Consider the following 16148-nt stretch of genomic DNA (forward strand, 5'->3'; position numbering starts at 1 on the left):
AGAACCACCAGCACCGACCAAAGTCGCCGCCGCAGCATAGAACCCTCGCATTCCGTCACCAAAACCCTTGACAATCACCATAGGGACACCCCCCGCAGATGCCGACTCACGGCAGTGCGGGACGGATGTCGTGTTCCGCGAGACGCTCACGGGCGCGTCCCTGTTCGGCATCCGCCGAGAACACGAGCCATCGCTCCACCAGGTCGGCCTCGTCGATCGCGCTCCGGAATGCCTGGAACGCCCCTTTCCCGTCCAACGCCGTCTCGAGCCGTCTGCGTAGATCACGGTCTCGCTCCTGCGCGGCGAAGGCCATCCTGTCGTTCCAGCGGTCGTCGGCCTCGTACCGGTCCAGCCAGAGAAATCGATCCGGATCGGTCTCCACGTCAACGGGGTCGTCGGCGTCGACGAGCCCATTCCCGACGGGGATCACCGACCCGGTCTCGAGGTCGACGTAGGCGCCGGTCAGGTGCTCGGAATCGCCGAGCATCGTGGCGAGCATGTCGATATCGACGGGGGTCTGCCGCCCGGGCGGCGTGTCGCCCCGCAACCGCGCGAGGAGCTCCTCACCCAACACCTTGTCCCCCGGGAGGCCGCGGGCATTCAGCCTGTTGACGAACGAGAGTACGAGGGCCTCCCTCCTCGCGTCGCCGGACTCCAACAGGAGCGCAGCCCCGACGGCTATCTGTTGCAGCGCGTCGTCGACCTGACGCCCTGCGATCGCCGACAGGAGGGCATCACCACCCCGGGCCGACAGGGCCCGTCGTACCTCCTGGAGATCGCCACTGGAGATAGTCGGGGCCGCGGGCCATCGAGGATCCAGCATGGGCTCAGGCTGGTCGGGGCGGGGGCCCGGCTGGGACTCGCCGTCGTCGTCGCTCCAACGGCGCCCGTATTGGTCGGGTATGTCTCCCCATCCCCAGTAGGGCAGGGGAGTACTGGGCCGGATCCCCAGGGTCTCGACCGGGTCGATCTTGACCGGGTGTACCTCGCAGCGGTGCACCCAGTTGTCCCCGAGATCGAAGACGAACCGGAACTCATCCCCGAGCTCCACGGTCTTGGCGACCTTCGTCCGTTCGATGTCCTCGAGGCGCTGGACCGGGCCGAAGCCGGACGACACGAAGTCCAGACTGCTCTCAAGATTGGCGACGGTTGTCCCGTCTGAGAGCGTGAACTCGGAGAGATGCGCGGGATCCCATCGAGCGAACGCGGTGTTGATGGCGTCAGCGAAATCCATGAACGTGTGCGACGGGCCGACGGCGAAAGCCCGGCCGGGTGGTGGCCACAGATCGTCGCCTCGGCCGCCTAGGAGTTCCACCGTGATCGAAAGCCAGGTACGTGCCATGAGTTCGAGTATGTCGGCTTGCTGGGGAGCTCGCCGTGATCTGCTGTGCCCGCTGCTCGCGTCACTGCGTCGTCGGCCCGCTTGGTTCGCTTGGACCGCTGGGCTCGGATGGCCCGTCGGGGTCGTGATGGCTAACTGTCGCGCCCGGGTGGATGAGAGCGTCCTTGCGGAGCGCGAGTTGCTCGCCGAGCACCGAGACCACCAGGGCCGTGGTCGTACCGACGATCGCTATCCCGGCCAGCATCAGCCCCACGGCGAGAGCGCGCCCGGGGAAGGTGACCGGGTAGTACTCGCCGTAGCCGACGGTCGTCAGCGTGGTGAATCCCCACCAGATCGCGTCGTCGAGATTGACGATGTTGGCCCCGTCCGCCCCGCGCTCGAACAGCCAGACGGCCGAGGCGGCGAAGTAGACGAACAGGAGCATGAACAGGAAGGTGGTGACCAGCAACCTGGCCCGGAGGGTGGTGCCGGACCGCCGGAAGGCCGGGAGCCGCCACAGATAGATGAGGATCACGAACGGCCGCAGGAGCGGCAGGATCAGGCACACCATCTCGAACCGGTAGCGATGGAAGAACGCACGGGGGTCCTTGCGGGCGAGCACCGCCCGGATGAGGAAGTCGATGAGGATCAGCACGTAGCAGGCGATCGCCGCGAGCCGTGTCGCGTTGACCAGGTCCCGGGCGTGGACCGATCCGGAGACCAGCGCCACCGTCGCCGCGAAGAACAGGATCGAGGCCAGGAAGACCGGCCACGTCGTGAAGTGCTCGAAGTGCTGCGCCCGCTGGATCGGCGACGCGGAGTCGTTCATGGCCTCGACGTTAGTCTTCGCCCACGCCCACGCCCACGCCTTCGACGGGACGAAGGGCGACGACGATGACGACGACATCGAGCGCATCGGTGGCGAACGCGTGGGCGGCGAATCGGGCGAGGCGGGCCTTGCTTTCTCTCCGGGCGCGTAGAGGGGCATAGTGGTCGACGTGTTCAGCGGACTGAGTGCATTTCCCTTGACCCCGTTCACCGGCGCGGGCCCGGACAGCGGGGGTGTGCCCGACCTCGGCGCGTACGCCCGCCTGGTCGCGCGACTGGTGGCGGCGGGGGTCGATTCGATCGGAGCTCTGGGCTCGACGGGTGGGTTCGCCTACCTGCAGCGCGGTGACCGTCGCGCGCTCGCGCGGACGGCCGTGCGTGCGGCCGGATCCACGCCGGTGATCGTCGGCGTGGGGGCCCTGACGACCCGGGAGATCCTCGGGCACGTGGCCGATGCGGAAGACGCGGGCGCGGCCGGCATCCTCGTGCCACCGCTGGGCTACCAACCGCTGCGCCCGGCCGAGGTCATGACGCTGTTCAAGACGGTGACCTCGGAGACCGACCTGCCCGTGGTGGTCTACGACAACCCGGCCACCACGGGTTACACCTTCACCCGCGAAGTGCTCACCGAGGTCGCCGCGCTGCCCCGGGTGGTCTCGGTCAAGATCCCGCCCGTGGCGGCGGACCTCGGCAGGGCCCTCGGGCACGTGACCGATCTCCGTGATGCCGTGTCGCGGTATGTGTCCCTGGGGATCAGCGGCGACCGTGCCGGCGCCTGCGGACTACTCGTCGGATGCGACACCTGGTACAGCGTGCTGGCCGGGGTGTTCCCCCGGACCTGCCTGGCGATCACCCGCGCCGCGCAGGACGGCGACGAGGAGCTGGCGACCGGGCTCTCCGCGGAGCTGGACCCCGTCTGGGACCTGTTCGACAGGTTCGGCAGCTACCGCACGGTGTCCGCGATCGCCGCCGAGACCGGCCTCGTACGCCACGAGGGACTTCACCATCCGGTGCTGCCGCTGAGCGGGGACGAGCGTGAGGCCGTCCGGTCCGCGCTGCAGACCATCGGCCCCCGTGACTGAGCCCGGCGGCCGAGTACCCGGTGAAGCGGGCCAGGGCGCGGGCACGGCCCGCCGGTGGGGATTCCTCATGGCGGCCATCGGGCTGGAGGTGGCGGGTTCGCTCTCGCTCAAGGGCGCCCTGACCTCTCCGGTGCTCTACCTCGTGGTGGTGCTGGGCTACGCGGGAGCGTTCGTGTTCCTGGCACTGACCCTGCGGGCCAGGATGCCGCTCGGCGTGGCGTACGGGATCTGGGGCGCCGCGGGGGTCGTGCTCACCGCGGCGCTGTCCGCGTTGATCTTCGCCGAGCCGCTGACCCCGCTGATGGGCGCGGGCATCGCGGTCATCATCGCCGGGGTCCTGTGCGTCGAACTCGGGGCCCAGCGGGCCCGCGCCACAGAAGGGGTGCCCGTGTGACCGGGTGGGCGTATCTCGTCGTCGCCATCGTCCTCGAACTCGCGGCGACCCTCTCCCTCCGCAAGGCGGTCGACGACCGTCGGTGGTACCTCGCGGTGGCGCCCGGCTACCTGGCCGCGTTCGCCCTGCTGTCCCTGACGCTCGCCGCCGGGATGCCACTGGGCGTGGCGTACGGCATCTGGACGGCCGCCGGCGTGGCGCTGGCCGCGGTGGCGAGTCGGTTCCTGTTCCGCGAACCGCTCAGTCCGCTGATGGGCGCCGGGATCGCGATGATCGGTGCCGGCGTGGTGCTGGTGGAACTGGGATCGGGGGCCTGACCCGGAAAACAGGCTGGCCAAGCCCCCGCGAGACCGACTGGAACAGGTTATAGTTCCCGCATGCTTCTCGCGCCCGGAACCCCTGCACCCGACGTCTTCAGTCCCGGCAAGATCGGCAACGTGATGCTGCGTAACCGCATCGTCAAGGCCGCGACCTTCGAGGGCCGGTGTCCGAACGGTCGTGTGACCGACGAGCTCATCGAGTTCCACGCCGAGTATGCGCGTGGCGGCGTCGGGATGACCACGGTCGCCTACCTCGCGACCTCACCGGAGGGGCGGACCGACCGGCACCAGTACCACTGGGGCATGGACGACGGCGGGATGCTGCGCAGGCTCACCGACGCCGTGCACGCCGAGGGCGCCGCGGTCTCCGCGCAGGTCGGTCACGCCGGCGCCGTGGCCAACTCCGCCTCCAACGGAATGCCCGCGATGGGGCCGTCGCGCATCCCCGCGCCCACCGGGATGTCCCTGACCAAGGCGTGCACCGAGGCCGACATCGACCGGATCATCGCCGACCACGTCCGGGCCGCCCGCGGTGCCCGCGAGGCCGGATTCGACGCCATCGAGGTCCACTTCGGGCACAACTACCTCGTCAGCGAGTTCCTCAGCCCCAAGCTGAACAGGCGCAAGGACGCCTACGGCGGCTCGCTCGAGAACCGCGCCCGGTTCGCGCGCCGCATCGGCCGGGCCGTCCGCGACGCCGTGGGCGACACGATCGCCGTGACCATCAAGCTCAACATGGACGACGGCGTGCCCGGCGGGTTCTGGATCGACGAGGCCGTACAGGTGGCCAGGTGGATCGAGCAGGACGGCTCCGCCGACGCGCTGGTGATGACCGTGGGCAGCTCGCTGCTCAACCCCATCTACCTGTTCAAGGGGGATGCGCCGCTGGAGGAGTTCGCGGCGACCCAGCCGCCCGTGATCAAGATGGGCATGAAGGTCGTCGGGCCGAGGATGTTCAAGGAGTACCCGTACACCGACGCGTACATGTTCGACGACGCCCGGCAGATCCGTGAGGCCGTCGACCTGCCGATGATGCTGCTCGGCGGGATCGTCGATCGGCCCTCCATCGACAAGGCCATGGGTGCCGGCTTCGAGTTCGTGGCCATGGGCCGCGGGCTGCTGCGCGAGCCGGACCTGCCGAACAAGCTCAAGGCGGACGAGCGTCGCCGGTCGCTGTGCGTGCACTGCAACCGCTGCATGGCCACCATCTACAGCGGCAGCCGCTGCGTCCTGCGCGAGTACGTCCCGCCGGTCCCGGCGCGGTAGCCAGGGCCGATACAGGCTGCGGTCGGACCGCGGATCAGCGCCGCCGACCGCGTGCAGCGAGCAGAGATCCGCGCCGCGCGACCTACCCTCGCGGGGTGCGGCGGGCCGCTACGGTGGGACACCAGCGGCCCGACCAGTCGACCCGGGCCCGGACAGGGGAGCACATGTCGAGGCGGCGGATCAAGGACTACCGGGGCACGATCTGTGTGGTGACGGGCGCGGCCAGCGGGATCGGACGTTCGGCCGCGATCCGCCTGGCCGACGAAGGCGCGCGGCTGGTGCTGACCGATGTCAACGCCGACGGGCTCGCCGGGGTCACGCAGGAGTGCCGTGACAAGGGGGTCTCCGTGCTGGCCTCCGAGACGATCGACCTCACCGATCACGAGGCCGTGGCCGCGTTCGGCGAGCGGGTCGTCGCCGCGAACGGCGCGCCTGACGCGATCTTCCACGTGGCCGGGAACTCGGCCTGGGGCCGCCCGGACCTGCTCGAACACCGCGTGTGGCGGTCCATGGTCGAGGTCAACCTGATGGGCACGATCCACGTGATCGAGGCGTTCATTCCCGCGATGATGGCCGCCCGCAAACCCGGCGCGGTGGTCATGGTGTCGTCGGCCGCGGGCCTCCTGGGACTGCCGTGGCACGCCGCCTACAGCGCCGCCAAGTTCGGCATCCGCGGGATCGCCGAGGTGCTGCGCTTTGATCTGGCGCCATACGACATCGGTGTGCACCTGGTCTGCCCGGGTGCCGTCGACACGCCGCTGGTGGGCAGCATCGAGATCGCCGGCGTGGACCGTTCGAACCCCGAGGTGGCCAAGACCGCGGCGCAGTTCCAGCGTCACGCCGTCACCCCGGACCAGGCGGCCGGATCGATGATCGAGGGCGTGCGCAAGGGGCGCTACATCGTCTACACCTCGCCCGACATCCGGCTGGCCTTCGTGGCCCAGAAGTTCGCGCCGCCGGCCTACAAGCTGGCGATGAAGCTCATCGCCCGGAAGATCAACAAGGCGGCGCAGGGCGTCCTCCCGTGAGGGGGATGGAGACACTCACCGACGCCGCGATCCTCCTCGCCCGCGTCGGGCTCGGGGTGATCTTCGTGGCGCACGGGTGGCAGAAGTTCTTCACCCTCGGACTGTCCCGCGTGGGGGAGCAGTTCGCCTCCTTCGGCGTGCCCCAACCGGACGTCACCGCCGCGATCGTGGCCGGCGTCGAACTGGCCGCCGGTATCGCACTCATCGCCGGGATCCTCACCCCGCTGGCCGGGATCCTGCTCGGCGCGGACATGGCCGGCGCGTTCTACTTCGTGCACGCCACCAACGGCCCGTTCGTCACCCAGAACGGCTGGGAGCTGGTCGTCGCGCTCGGAGTCGGGGCCCTGCTCATCGCCGCCGTCGGGGCCGGCAGATTCAGTGTCGACAGGGCACTGGGCGGCTGACCGCACGGGCGCACAGCAGCGAGGGCGCGGCGGACCCGATCAGGGTCGCCGCGCCCGCGCTGGTGTCGCCGGTGCTCAGGCCGTCATTCGGCCGAGGAGATCGCCTTCATCGGCGTCACCGGCAGGCCATGGGAGTAGGGGGCGTCGATACCTGCGTCGACGAAGGCGTTGCGGATGCGGCGCCGCAGTTCGCGCTCGGTCGCCCACTGCATGTTGGCGTGGGTCACCGCCGTCATCCGTAGCGACCACGAGTCCGCACCGAGTTCGTTGACGCCGGCCAGCTCGGGCCCGGAGATGAGGTTGGACTTGATCGGCTCCTCGAGCGCCGCACTCTTGGCGGTCTCGATGGCGATATTGCAGGCGCGGTCGATGTCCGCGCCGTAGGAGACCGGGATCTCGAGGAACGCCACACCGAAGTCCTGGCTGTAGTTGCCCACGCGCAGGATGTCGCCGTTACGGCAGTACCACAGGGTTCCGTGCAGGTCGCGCAGCGAGGTGATCCGCAGACCCACGTTCTCGACCGTGCCCTCGGCCTCGCCCAGGTCGACCCAGTCGCCCACGCCGTACTGGTCCTCGAAGAGCATGAAGATCCCCGAGAGGAAGTCACGCACCAACGCCTGCGCGCCGAAGCCGAGCGCCACGCCCACGATCCCGGCCGAGGCGATGAACGGTGCCACGTTCACCCCTACTATCGCCAGCGTCTGCAGGACCACCCAGACGAGGACGACGAAGGACACCAGCGACTTGAGCACCGACCCGATCGTGGCCATGCGCTGGGCTCGCCGCTCCGCCCGCTTGCGGTCGGACATCGCCTGCTCGGCGGGCTTGCGGTGTGCCTTCTTGAGACTCTCGGCGGTCAGTCCACCGCTCTCGTCGGCGCTGACCCCGCGTTGCTCGTCGTCGTGCTCGTCGATGTCGACGGTGGTCCCGGCGTCGGCCTTCCTGCGGCGACGCGGCCACAGGCTCGGGCTGGTGCCGTCAGCCGTGGGCCTGGTGACGCGGTCGATGGCCCTGTGCAGGAGCCAACGCACCACCAACGCCAGAAGTATGTACACGACGATCATGACCGGCTTCTCCACCAGCCATTCCTGCGTCGTGTCGGACATCCCGAGATCGGGGAAGGGAATGGGTAGCTCGTTCACGACACGACGCTACTGACCCTCACTGGTCATGTCAGGTGCGCCAGGGGTCGCGGGGGGTCACCGCCAGGACGGCAACCAGAGCTGCATGTTCCATTCGGCCTGCGTGATGGGCGTGCCGGAGAGGATCGGCAGCATGAAGATGAAGTTCACGATCACCAACGCGAGATACAGGCAGACGATCGTCCGCCCGATGATCCGCCTGCGTGGGGGATCCGAGGATCTGCCGGAGATCTCGCCGAGCACGAGCGAGACCATCATGACGAAGAACGGCACCATCACCGCGGCGTAGAAGAAGTACATCTGCCGGTCGTGCTGGAAGAACCACGGCAGGTATCCGGCGGCGTATCCGACCAGCGGGAACACGTAGCGCCCGTCGCGGCAGATCACCGCACGCCAGAACGCCCAGGCCAGTACCGGGATCGCGAGCCACCAGATAGCGGGCGTGCCCAGCAGCATGATCGCCCGTACGCAGGAGGCCTCGCCGCATCCGGCCACGTCCTCGCCCTGCTCGACGTAGTAGAGCATCGGTCGCAGGCTCATCGGCCACGTCCACGGCTTGGACTCCCACGGGTGTCGGTTCCCGGCCGAGGTGGTCAGCGACGAGTGGAAGTCCAGCACCGAGGACTGGTAGTAGATCCAGGACTGGATGACATCGGGGAGCCAGCTGTCCTCGGTTTTGGCGCCCACCGCGTGGCGGTACACCGTGTTCTCGCCGGCGAACCACGGCAGCCAGGTGAAGAAGTGGAGGATCGTCGGCCAGATCACCAGGGTGAGGAAAGCCGGTGGCGCGTCCCGGAGCAGCGCCCCGGCGAAGGGCCGACGGATCCCGTAGCGGCTGCGCAGCGCCCAGTCCCATGCCACGGTCATCAGACCGAAGAAGGCGATGAAGTACAGGCCAGACCACTTGACGCCGAGGGACAGGCCGAGCATGACGCCGGCCGTGAAGCGCCACCACCTGAACCCGAGCCGCGGTCCGAGGTCGGACAGGTGCAGGCGGCCCTCGACGGCGGCACGGTGCATGCGGGCCCGCATCTGGTCGCGATCCACCAGCAGTGCGCCGGCGGCCGCGGTGACGAACAGCACCTGGTAGATGTCCAGCATCCCGATGCGGGACGTGACGAACGAGACGCCGTCCAGGCAGAGCAACAGACCGGCGACGAGCCCCAGCTGGGTGGAACGGGTCAGCCGCCGGGTGATGCGCATGACCAGCAACACCACGAGCACGCCGCAGATCGCGGCGGTGAACCGCCAGCCCATCGGCGTGTAACCGAACAGCATCCCGCCGATCGACTCGATCTGCTTGGCCACCGGCGGGTGCACGACCAACCCGTAGGCGGGGTTCTCCTCGATGCCCAGCTGGGCGATGTTGAACGACTGCGGCGCGTAGTGCTTCTCGTCGAAGACCGGGGTGCCGCGGTCGGTGACGGAACCCAGGCCCCAGAAGCGCGTCACGAACGCCAGCACGAGGATGACGCCGGTGGCGATGAGGTCGCGGGTGGTCTCGACAGGCCCGGTGTCCGGAGCGGGGAGCGGGCGGCCGGGAGAGCGCACGCCGAGGGTCGAGGTCACAGGGCGAGCATAGTTGGGGGCCGTGTCGCGCACGGGGGACGCCCGGCGGCAGCAAGGGGTGGCTCGCGGGACGACGGGGATAAGGTGGACGACATGACGTCCGGACGGGTCGTATTGGCGGCCACCCCCATCGGGAACCCGGGCGACGCCTCGGGCCGACTCCGCCAGCTGCTCGAGACCGCCGACGTGGTGGCCGCGGAGGACACCCGACGCCTGCGATCACTGGCCGCGGCGCTGGAGGTCACCATCGGCGGCCGGGTGATGAGTTTCTACGAGCACAACGAGGCCGGCCGGGTGCCGCAGCTGCTGGATCGGGTCCGGGCGGGTGACGTGGTGGCGGTCGTGACCGACGCCGGCATGCCCGCGGTCTCCGACCCGGGATATTCGCTGGTGGTGGCCTGTATCGAGGATGGTCTGCCGGTGACGTGTCTGCCGGGGCCGTCGGCCGTGACCACCGCGCTCGTGCTCAGCGGTCTGCCCGTGGATCGCTTCTGCTTCGACGGGTTCCCGCCGCGCCGCGCCGGGCGGCGTCGCACGTGGCTGGCCCGCCTGGCCGCGGAGGAGCGCACCTGCGTGTTCTTCGAGTCGCCGCACCGTCTGGCCGACACCCTCGCCGAGGCCGCCGAGGTGCTCGGGCCGGATCGCCGTGCCGCGGTGTGCCGGGAGCTCACCAAGACCTACGAGGAGGTGCTGCGCGGAACGCTCGCGGAGCTGGCCGAACGCACCGCCGACGGGGTGCTGGGTGAGATCGTCGTGGTGCTCGAGGGCGCAGACGCGGCGGATACCGAGGCCTCGCTCGACGATCTGGTCGAGATCGTGGAGGAGCGCGTCGCGGCCGGTGAGCGCCTCAAGGACGCCTGCGCGGCGGTGGCGGAGGGGTCGTCGCTGACCAAGCGGGACCTGTACCAGGCGGTGCTCGACGCCCGCGCGGAGTCTGATTAGTCACCCACTCGCGTTGTGGGCCCCATCAGCGAGCCGCGTCACCAGGGCGCCGGCCCACCGCCCCACGTGAACGCCGCCTTGTGCACGCATTCGTCCCATTCGGCGTCCGGGTCGGAGTCGATCGTGATCCCGCCGCCCACCCCGAACTCACATCGTCCGTCCGGCGCGATCTCCAGCGTCCGGATGGCCACCGACAGGTCGAGCTCGTCGGGCCCGGCGATCCCGATCGCCCCGCAGTGTAGCCCGCGCGCCCGCGGCTCCCACCCGGCGATGAGCCCACGCGCCCGCAGCTTGGGCGTGCCGGTGACGGAAGCGGGCGGGAACGTGGTCTCGACCAGTTCGTCGTGCGGAACGCCGGTCCGGGCCGCGACGGTCGAGACGAGGTGCCACACGCCGGGCGCCTCGTGGACTGCCAGCAGCTCGGGCACCGTCACCGAGCCGAGTTCGGCGGTCCGGCCCAGGTCGTGGCGGACCAGGTCGACGATCATGATGTTCTCGGCCACGTCCTTGACCGACCCGCGAAGCAGTGCGGGATCGGCCGCGCGCGGCAGGGTGCCCTTGATGGGGCAGGAGCGCACCTCGCGGCCGCTTCGCGTCAGATACGTCTCCGGCGACAGCGAGACCACCGAGCCCCACGGCCCGGTCATGAACGCCGCGCGCCGCGCCCGGGTCTTCCGCCACAGCCGACTGAACAGCACGAGCGGCTCGCCGTGCAGCCGGCCGTCGAGTCGGGTGGACAGGCAGGCCTGATAGATCTCGCCGGCCCGGATGGCCTCGAGGCACTCCCGGACCGCGGCCTGATGCGACCGCCGGTCCGGGGCCTCCCAGGTCAGATGGGCCGCGGCGGTATCGGTGTTGGTGACTGTGTTGGTGACTGTGTCGGTGGCGTCGTCAAATCTTCCGAGCCCCAGGTCGCGCGGGGTGGGGACGTCACCCCGTGCGGTCCAGCGCCCGTCGTGGCCGAGGACGAGCAGGCCGTCGGCGCGGCCGGACACCGCCTCGGGCAGGAGGCGGCGGGCGCCGATCGGAACGTCGGGGAACGAACGGAAGCCCAGCGTGTAGCGGGATTCCGCGGCGGGTGCGGGGGAGTGCGAAGGGTCGACGACGACGAGGCCGTCTCCGTCGGCGCTGGCGCTGCCGTCACCGAAGGCGTGCTCCGATGCCACGGGCAGCAGCTCGACGGACGGGGCGATCACCGCGGCGGCGCCCAGCCAGTCCCCGAGCAGCGCGGCCGGTTGCGGCAGCCCCTCGTGGGTGGCTCGGCGAGCGCAGGCGTCGAGGACGCGGAGCGGGTCCGGCGGCACTTCCGCCCAGGTATGCACGGTATAAACGTGGCAGATCCGCACGACCCGGGTCCAGCCGGGGCCGAGCCGGAGACGGCCAAACTTACCGACTGGCGGCCCCAACGTGCTACCAGTGGACCTGTGACCATCAACGAAGAGAAAGTCCCAAAGTCTCCACCTGCCAAGGGTGGATCACCGACCAGCGGGATCAGCATGGGTGTGTTCATCCCTGCGCTCATCCTGATCGGCGCGGTCCTCGTCTGGGGGCTGGTGTTCACCGACTCCTTCCAGACGGTGGCCACGGCGGCCTTCGACTGGACCGTGGACAGCGTCGGCTGGGTGTACGTCCTCGCGGCGACCTCCTTCGTCGCGTTCGTCCTGTGGCTGGCGTTCAGCAAGTACGGCAACGTGCGCCTGGGCGGGGACGGCGAGAAGCCGACCTTCCGCACCACGAGCTGGATCTCCATGATGTTCGCGGCCGGCATGGGCATCGGCCTGATGTTCTACGGCGTGAGCGAGCCGCTAGCGCACTTCGTCGAGGATCCGCCGGGAACCAACGGCGGCGTGACCACCGCGATGGCCACCACGACCTTCCACTGGACCGGCCACGCCTGGGCCGTCTACGCGGTGGTCGGGCTCTCGCTGGCGCTGACCGCCTACCGCTACGGCGGCCGGCATCTCATCTCCAGCGCCTTCACCCCGCTCATCGGTCAGCGCCGCGCGGACGGCTGGCAGGGCAAGGTCCTGGACGTCCTGGCGATCTTCGCGACCGTGTTCGGTACGGCGGCCTCGCTCGGCCTCGGCGCGCTGCAGATCCAGGCCGGACTGCAGCAGACCGGAAGCATCACCGGCGAGAGCATCGCGGTGGTGATCGGCATCATCGTCGTGTTGGGCCTGTGCTTCGTCGCCTCGGCGGTCAGTGGCGTCGAGCGGGGCATCCAGCTGCTGTCGAACATCAACATGATCCTCGCGATCCTGATGGTGATCTTCGTGCTGGTGTTCTCCGGCGCGGCCGTGTTCATGCTCGACCTGATCCCCACCTCGGTCGGCGCGTACATCGACACCTTCTTCGCCATGTCCGCGCGCACCGGCGCGAGTGACAACGGCACGGCCGGCCCGTGGCTGTCGGGCTGGACGGTCTTCTACTGGGCCTGGTGGATCTCCTGGTCGCCCTTCGTGGGCATGTTCCTGGCCCGCATCTCGCGCGGCCGTACGATCCGTGAGTTCGTCGTAGGCGTGCTGGTCGTGCCGAGCGTGCTGAGCATCGTATGGTTCTCGGTTCTGGGCGGCGCCGCGCTGGACCTGGAGCTCAAGGGGGAGAGCATCTACGGCGACGGTGACGCGACCGTCCAGCTGTTCTCGCTGTTCGAGCACCTGCCGCTCACCGGGCTGCTGTCGTTCCTGGCCATGGCGCTGGTGGCGATCTTCTTCATCACCGGCGCGGACTCGGCGTCCATCATCATGGCGTCGATGTCGGAGTTCGGTGCCGAGGAGCCCAAGCGTGGGGTCGTGGTGCTGTGGGGCGTCCTCACGGCCGGTGTGGCGGTCCTGATGCTGCTGCCGGGCCTGAGCGAGGGCGAGCCCTCTCTGGCGCTGGACAGTCTGCAGAACCTCACGATCATCGCGGCGTCGCCGTTCGTGGTGGTCCTGGCGTTCATGTGCGTGTCCATGCTCAGGGGTCTGCAGTCGGACCCGTTCATCACCGAGAAGATCTACGCGATGCCGCGCAAGCAGCAGGACGAGATCATCGCGGCGCGGGAGGCCGCGGCGCACGGGGGTACCACCTCCTCGAAGGAGGAGGATCCGACCACCTAGTCTGTAGCCATGGCGAAGACAGTCCTCACCGCGGTCGCATGGCCGTACGCGAACGGCCCCCGGCACATCGGACACGTCTCGGGGTTCGGCGTACCGTCGGACGTCTTCTCCAGGTACCAGCGCATGGCCGGCAACGACGTGCTCATGGTCTCTGGCACCGACGAGCACGGCACCCCCCTCCTCGTCCAGGCGGAGAAGGAGGGGGTGCCGGTGCAGGCGTTGGCCGACCGGTACAACCGGGTGATCGTCGACGACCTGGCCGGGCTGGGGCTGAGCTACGACCTGTTCACCCGCACCACCACGCGGAACCACTACGCCGTGGTGCAGGAGTTGTTCAAGGGTCTGCACCGCAACGGCTACATGGTGGCCAAGACCACCACGGGCGCGGTGAGCCCGTCGACGGGCCGTACTCTGCCGGACCGCTACATCGAGGGCACCTGCCCGATCTGTGGCTACGACGGTGCGCGCGGCGACCAGTGCGACAACTGCGGTAACCAACTCGATCCGATCGACCTGAAGAACCCGGTCTCGAAGATCAACGGCGAGACGCCGAAGTTTATCGAGACCGAGCACTGGTTCCTCGACCTGCCCGCCCTGGCCGACGCGCTGGGGGACTGGCTCAAAGGGCGCAAGGACTGGCGGCCCAACGTCCTGAAGTTCTCGCTCAACCTGCTCGAGGACCTGCGCCCGCGCGCGATGAGCCGCGACATCGACTGGGGCATCCCGATTCCCGTCGAGGGCTGGCAGGACCGCGGTGACAAGAAGCTCTACGTCTGGTTCGACGCCGTGGTGGGCTACCTGTCGGCGTCGATCGAGTGGGCGTGGCGCTTCGGTGAGCCGGAGGCGTGGCGCCGCTGGTGGACGGACCCGGAGGCGGTCTCCCACTACTTCATGGGCAAGGACAACATCACCTTCCACTCGCAGATCTGGCCGGCCGAGCTGCTGGGCTACGACGGCCGTGGGGCCAAGGGTGGCGAGCCCGGTGGACTGGGCGCGCTCAACCTGCCCACCGAGGTGGTCTCATCTGAGTTCCTCACCATGTCGGGCTCCAAGTTCTCCTCGTCGCGCGGCGTGGTGATCTACGTCCGCGACTTCCTGGCTGAGTTCGGTCCCGACGCCCTGCGCTACTTCATCGCCGTGGCCGGGCCGGAGAACCAGGACACCGACTTCACCTGGGACGAGTACGTGCGCCGCACCAACGCCGAACTGGTGGGCGGCTGGGGCAACCTCGTCAACCGCACCGTGTCGATGGCGCACAAGAACTTCGGCGAGATCCCGCGACCGGGCACGCTGACCGACGTGGACGCCGAGCTGCTGCGCGAGGCCCGCTCCGCGTTCGACACCGTCGGCGGCCACCTCGACCAGTCACGCTTCAAGGCTGGCGTGACCGAGGCGATGCGCATCGTCGGCGCCGCCAACCGGTACATCGCCGCCACCGAGCCGTGGAAGCTGGCCAAGGAGCCCGACCAGCGCGAGCGGCTGGGCACCGTCCTGCACACCGCGCTGCAGGTCGTCTCCGACGCCAACACGTTGCTCACCCCGTTCATGCCGTCGGCCGCCCAGCGGATCCACGGCGCGATCGGCGGCGAGGGCATCTGGGCGGCCGCACCGCAGGTCCACGAGGTCACCGACGACATGCCCGTCGAGGTGTTGGGTTCGGGTGTGCCCGAGCCCGGCCACCGGTACCCGGTGATCATGGGCGACTACGCCTCCGAGCAGGCCCGGTGGGCCCGCAGCGAGATCGTGCCCGGCACCCCGCTGGCCAAGCCCTCCCCGTTGTTCGCCAAGGTCGACCCGGAGCTGGCCGAGACCGGCCCCGAGTGGGCCCCGATCCAGCGCGAGGACTGACCCGGAGTATGGGAAAGCGCAAGCCCCGCCCGACCCCCGTCCTGCCCGAGCCGCTGCCCGGACTCGTCGACGCCCACACGCACCTGTACTCGTGCGGGCACCGCACCGCCGACGAGGTCCGCGCCGCCGCCGACCGTGCCGCTCTGGCCGGCGTGGCCGCGCTCGTGACCGTCGGCGATGACCTGGCCGAGTCGGAGGCCGTGGTGGCCGCCGCCGAGGCCGACGAGCGGGTGTACGCGGCCGTGGCCGTGCACCCGACCCGTGCCCGCGAGGTCACTGACCCCGAGACCGGCCCGGCCGCGCAGGCCCGGCTGGCGGAGCTCGCCGCCCACCCGCGCGTGGTGGCGGTGGGGGAGACCGGCCTGGACCACTACTGGGTGGGGACGATGGACGGTTGCGCCGACCCGGCGGAGCAGGAGGAGTCGCTGCGCTGGCACGCCGGTCTCGCCGCCGAACTGGGCAAGTGCCTGATGATCCACAACCGCGAGGCCGACGACGACCTCATGCGCGTGCTGGCCGAGGTGGCCGGGTCCGGGTCGGGCGTCCCGAGCGTGATGCTCCACTGCTTCTCCTCGCCCCTGGACGTCGCCCGTGAGGCGCTGGACCGCGGCTACGTGCTGTCGTTCACCGGGAACGTGACCTTCAAGGCCAACGAGCACCTGCGCGAGGCGGCACGCCTGGCCCCGGCCGGGCAGATCCTGGTGGAGACCGACGCCCCCTACATGGCGCCCGAGCCGTTCCGCGGGGCCCGCAACGAGCCGGGACTGGTCGGCTACACCGCCCGTGCGATCGCCGAGGTCCGCGGGCAGACGCCCGAGGAATTCGTGGCCGAGGTCGCCGAGACCGCGCGGGGGATCTTCGGCCTGACGGTCTGACGCGGCACCGCCGGCCGACGCGGGCGACCGC

General features: G+C 69.7%; 16 protein-coding genes. 11 read left to right on the forward strand and 5 right to left on the reverse strand.

Features of this window, described 5'->3' with window-relative positions; all coding sequences use genetic code 11:
• Positions 1-106: 106 nt before the first annotated feature.
• Both ACWIFB_RS09000 and ACWIFB_RS09005 read right to left on the reverse strand, forming a co-directional pair.
• Positions 107-1342: an IS1096 element passenger TnpR family protein gene (locus ACWIFB_RS09000; RefSeq protein WP_454058046.1), complete on the reverse strand. Its 1236-nt coding sequence runs from the start codon at positions 1340-1342 to the stop codon at positions 107-109.
• Positions 1343-1403: 61 nt separating this feature from the next.
• Positions 1404-2150: a potassium channel family protein gene (locus ACWIFB_RS09005; protein WP_454058047.1), complete on the reverse strand. Its 747-nt coding sequence runs from the start codon at positions 2148-2150 to the stop codon at positions 1404-1406.
• Here ACWIFB_RS09005 and ACWIFB_RS09010 point away from each other — a divergent pair.
• The 7 genes from ACWIFB_RS09010 to ACWIFB_RS09040 all read left to right on the forward strand — a co-directional run bounded on the left by ACWIFB_RS09010 (position 2149) and on the right by ACWIFB_RS09040 (position 6643).
• A complete protein-coding gene (locus ACWIFB_RS09010) occupies positions 2149-2301 on the forward strand; it encodes a hypothetical protein (RefSeq protein ID WP_454058048.1) in 153 nt (50 codons plus the stop codon). The two genes, ACWIFB_RS09005 and ACWIFB_RS09010, sit on opposite strands and share 2 nt — an antisense overlap.
• 18 nt (positions 2302-2319) lie before the next feature.
• Positions 2320-3231 (forward strand): dihydrodipicolinate synthase family protein, encoded by a 912-nt coding sequence (locus tag ACWIFB_RS09015; protein WP_452098700.1) that lies wholly within the window; start codon positions 2320-2322, stop codon positions 3229-3231.
• A complete protein-coding gene (locus ACWIFB_RS09020) occupies positions 3224-3625 on the forward strand; it encodes a DMT family transporter (RefSeq protein ID WP_452098701.1) in 402 nt (133 codons plus the stop codon). The genes ACWIFB_RS09015 and ACWIFB_RS09020 overlap by 8 nt, the downstream gene beginning before the upstream one ends.
• Positions 3622-3942, forward strand: a complete 321-nt coding sequence (locus ACWIFB_RS09025) for a DMT family transporter (RefSeq protein ID WP_452098702.1) — start codon at positions 3622-3624, stop codon at positions 3940-3942. Before ACWIFB_RS09020 ends, ACWIFB_RS09025 begins: the two co-directional genes overlap by 4 nt.
• A 60-nt stretch (positions 3943-4002) precedes the next feature.
• Positions 4003-5211: an NADH:flavin oxidoreductase gene (locus tag ACWIFB_RS09030; RefSeq protein ID WP_452098703.1), complete on the forward strand. Its 1209-nt coding sequence runs from the start codon at positions 4003-4005 to the stop codon at positions 5209-5211.
• Between the two features lie 164 nt (positions 5212-5375).
• The gene (locus ACWIFB_RS09035; protein WP_452098704.1) at positions 5376-6239 is read left to right on the forward strand and encodes an SDR family oxidoreductase; all 864 of its coding nucleotides are present in this window, start codon (positions 5376-5378) and stop codon (positions 6237-6239) included.
• A 5-nt stretch (positions 6240-6244) separates the two neighbouring features.
• Positions 6245-6643, forward strand: a complete 399-nt coding sequence (locus tag ACWIFB_RS09040; protein WP_452098705.1) for a DoxX family protein — start codon at positions 6245-6247, stop codon at positions 6641-6643.
• Positions 6644-6726: 83 nt separating this feature from the next.
• Here the strand turns inward: ACWIFB_RS09040 and ACWIFB_RS09045 are convergent, their stop codons facing one another.
• Positions 6727-7749, reverse strand: a complete 1023-nt coding sequence (locus ACWIFB_RS09045; RefSeq protein WP_452098741.1) for a mechanosensitive ion channel family protein — start codon at positions 7747-7749, stop codon at positions 6727-6729.
• A gap of 93 nt (positions 7750-7842) precedes the next feature.
• A complete protein-coding gene (locus ACWIFB_RS09050) occupies positions 7843-9354 on the reverse strand; it encodes a dolichyl-phosphate-mannose--protein mannosyltransferase (protein ID WP_454058049.1) in 1512 nt (503 codons plus the stop codon).
• 93 nt (positions 9355-9447) lie between these two features.
• Between ACWIFB_RS09050 and rsmI the strand changes: the two genes are divergently transcribed.
• Positions 9448-10296, forward strand: a complete 849-nt coding sequence (rsmI, locus tag ACWIFB_RS09055) for a 16S rRNA (cytidine(1402)-2'-O)-methyltransferase (protein ID WP_454058050.1) — start codon at positions 9448-9450, stop codon at positions 10294-10296.
• Between the two features lie 38 nt (positions 10297-10334).
• On the opposite strand, the gene ACWIFB_RS09060 is transcribed toward rsmI, so the two are convergent.
• Complete coding sequence (locus ACWIFB_RS09060; protein WP_344988118.1) at positions 10335-11618, reverse strand: aminodeoxychorismate synthase component I; 1284 nt, start codon at positions 11616-11618, stop codon at positions 10335-10337.
• A gap of 174 nt (positions 11619-11792) precedes the next feature.
• Here ACWIFB_RS09060 and ACWIFB_RS09065 point away from each other — a divergent pair, with 174 nt between their 5' ends.
• The 3 genes from ACWIFB_RS09065 to ACWIFB_RS09075 are packed head-to-tail and all read left to right on the forward strand — an operon-like array spanning position 11793 to position 16117.
• Positions 11793-13394 (forward strand): BCCT family transporter, encoded by a 1602-nt coding sequence (locus tag ACWIFB_RS09065; RefSeq protein ID WP_454058135.1) that lies wholly within the window; start codon positions 11793-11795, stop codon positions 13392-13394.
• 9 nt (positions 13395-13403) lie between these two features.
• Positions 13404-15242: a methionine--tRNA ligase gene (metG, locus tag ACWIFB_RS09070; RefSeq protein WP_454058051.1), complete on the forward strand. Its 1839-nt coding sequence runs from the start codon at positions 13404-13406 to the stop codon at positions 15240-15242.
• Between the two features lie 8 nt (positions 15243-15250).
• Complete coding sequence (locus ACWIFB_RS09075) at positions 15251-16117, forward strand: TatD family hydrolase (RefSeq protein WP_454058052.1); 867 nt, start codon at positions 15251-15253, stop codon at positions 16115-16117.
• Positions 16118-16148: the final 31 nt, after the last annotated feature.

The sequence above is a fragment of the Dietzia sp. NPDC055340 genome, from assembly GCF_053645335.1.